The sequence below is a fragment of the Rahnella sp. RcJ3 genome (genome assembly GCF_009498575.1).
Lineage (GTDB): Bacteria > Pseudomonadota > Gammaproteobacteria > Enterobacterales > Enterobacteriaceae > Rahnella > Rahnella aceris.
Genome location: NZ_QSNX01000047.1, coordinates 1 through 2,132 on the forward strand (window position 1 = coordinate 1; position 2,132 = coordinate 2,132).

A 2,132-nucleotide genomic window follows, 5' to 3' on the forward strand; every position below is an offset into this window, starting at 1 on the left:
ATCACTCCTGAATTAATTGCAGTCAATAGAGTATGGCACTGGCTACTTCAGGGAGGGGCGTCCATAACATCACTACATAACAGCAGTTACACGAAAGAAGAACTGAACGCACAAGTTGAAGGTTGCGGTAAGCCGGTACAAGGGTCAACAGCTAACTGTGGAGACCGTCAGCCTGACGGTGAAGCGTGGTACTGCCCTGATTGCCGACGTAAGAATAACGCCGCCCTGAAATCTCTACGCTAAAGACTGATTCCAAGAGCCTCCTTAATCTGGGGCTTTTTTATTGACGCTTCTATGTGAAATCTACCGTACCCACCCACCCTGCCCAATTTTCAGAAATGACGTACATGCACCAGTACTTACCAGCTACTGACCCAGATAATGAAAACCCGCCTCTCAGCGGGTCTGTGCAATCAGTCATAAAGCCATTTTCCAGCCCTTGCAGAATCTGCCAACATCTTGAGCGTTAACGGTTGAGGTTCATCGTCATCAGCGCCACACGTGCACAGCGCAAATAAGATAAAGGTCTCTACAGGCCAGTATTTATAGAAATCGAATCCAGCAGGGTCTACCCCGAATTTCTCAAAATACTCATCCATAATCTCAGCACCCGTTTCACTTGCCCAGACATAGCGACCAGTTGACAGGCTGGTGTCAATCGTGACCGGAATCCGTTTCTTAGAAAACAGCACGGGCTTGTTGAATCGCTGGCTGTACCACTCTATGACATCCTCGTTGCTTACCATAGTTTGTCATTACCTCGAGCTATGGTGTTGTACTTATTCGTAGCTTTGTACGCTATCGTAGAGACATCAGCAGCAATGATGATAATCCCCAGAATTGGAATCCACCTACCAACGAAAGCCCCCAGATTTGTCACATAGCTGAACTTGAGCCGCTTGATACTCCCCGATGTCAGCGTGGGTAAACGTCTGGTTTTGACGTCGAGTAAATGACGCAACTGTGAACTGAGTGGTGACGTTCCAAGTGTGGCGCCTACTGGCTTCCCTCTTGTTGCAATCTCTGGCTGACCAAGCAGAATTAAGCCAATCGTCAGGAAGTCATCAACACCGAAATGTTCAGCGGTAGTGTCCAAGAAAATCCAGAACAGCAATTCACCCGATGACAGGTTAGAGAATCCCCGATAGAAGTACGTTCCGTTTAGCTCTTCAACTGTATCCATGTTGCAGCACCTATCCGGTTACGCGCTCATTCCACGCATCACTGTACTGAATGTTTCCGTCAAGATACGACCATGTGATTTTGTCATACCTGACCTGCACCTGTTCAAGGTGTCCTACGTTTATGACTGTTTTGCAATCATGCATCATCGGCGTTACTGACACGATTTTAACGTTTTCTAGCGTCATGTTGTAATACTCGACTTCCTGACCAGCGTCATTGATTCGATACCACTTGAATTCAGCGGATTTGAGACTTTGACCCGTGGCAACTGCTTTCATCAGGTAGGGCGATGAGCTATCAAATTCTTTCTCGAAAATAAGTGCACCGTGGACACGTGTACCGGTCAACTTGCCGGTGTTGCCATCCGTGGGAATGTAGAGGTTATGGCTAAATGAGGTGATTTCTATTGAATGCTCACGATTCAGAACGTCAACCGAACCCTTGATAAGCGCCCCACCATCGTCTTTGAGCCATAGGTAAGCTGGTATAGCCATCTTTCAAATCTCCTTTTGAAAATTGTGGAGATAAATTATTCACGCAAGAATGACCAATAACAATAAAAATTCATAAATTTGACTTATAGGGAGATTTTATTCCAGATACTAAATAGCCACCTTATGAGCGGGTCTGCTTGGTCAGTCATTCAAATTCTTCTTCACCGTCCGTCCAGTCTCTCCTGTCGGTGGAATCATGCCAGCCTTCACGGTCTACTTCTGCAAACTCGTTGTGCTCATTCATCGGCTCACGATGTCTTACGGGGAACGGAAACGGGGCAGATTCTTCATCACGCCAATCACCTGACGGCAAACTAAACACATGATTCATTGCTGCAAACTTTGCGTAAGGTTTCCAATCCTCTACCGTGTCCCATGAATAGACCCGGGTTTCGTAGACACTTTTTTGCCTCATAATGGAGGCCTAATGAAGGAGTGTTTATGTCAGTCAAA

General features: G+C 46.4%; 5 protein-coding genes. 1 reads left to right on the top strand and 4 read right to left on the bottom strand.

Translation table 11 applies throughout. The features are described from left to right. Window positions 1–243, top strand: a 243-nt coding sequence (locus DXU84_RS25290; protein ID WP_228389066.1) for a hypothetical protein, incomplete at its 5' end; no start/stop codon positions are given. 170 nt (window positions 244–413) lie between these two features. On the opposite strand, the gene DXU84_RS24860 is transcribed toward DXU84_RS25290, so the two are convergent. The 4 genes from DXU84_RS24860 to DXU84_RS24875 all read right to left on the bottom strand — a co-directional run bounded on the left by DXU84_RS24860 (window position 414) and on the right by DXU84_RS24875 (window position 2,094). Beyond that, complete coding sequence (locus tag DXU84_RS24860; RefSeq protein WP_037035835.1) at window positions 414–746, bottom strand: DUF1493 family protein; 333 nt, start codon at window positions 744–746, stop codon at window positions 414–416. Continuing rightward, entirely contained in the window at window positions 740–1,183 is a 444-nt protein-coding gene (locus DXU84_RS24865) for an STM2901 family protein (protein WP_037035837.1), read from the bottom strand. The genes DXU84_RS24860 and DXU84_RS24865 overlap by 7 nt, the downstream gene beginning before the upstream one ends. 10 nt (window positions 1,184–1,193) lie before the next feature. Further along, entirely contained in the window at window positions 1,194–1,679 is a 486-nt protein-coding gene (locus DXU84_RS24870; protein ID WP_037035838.1) for an Hcp family type VI secretion system effector, read from the bottom strand. A gap of 145 nt (window positions 1,680–1,824) precedes the next feature. Next, on the bottom strand, window positions 1,825–2,094 hold the full coding sequence (locus DXU84_RS24875) for a hypothetical protein (protein ID WP_153376838.1): 270 nt from the start codon (window positions 2,092–2,094) through the stop codon (window positions 1,825–1,827). Window positions 2,095–2,132: the final 38 nt, after the last annotated feature.

Coding starts and splice junctions, on each gene's coding strand:
- DXU84_RS24860 (WP_037035835.1), bottom strand. CDS start 746: ATGGTAAGCAACGAGGATGTCATAGAGTGGTACAGCCAGCGATTCAAC.
- DXU84_RS24865 (WP_037035837.1), bottom strand. CDS start 1,183: ATGGATACAGTTGAAGAGCTAAACGGAACGTACTTCTATCGGGGATTC.
- DXU84_RS24870 (WP_037035838.1), bottom strand. CDS start 1,679: ATGGCTATACCAGCTTACCTATGGCTCAAAGACGATGGTGGGGCGCTT.
- DXU84_RS24875 (WP_153376838.1), bottom strand. CDS start 2,094: ATGAGGCAAAAAAGTGTCTACGAAACCCGGGTCTATTCATGGGACACG.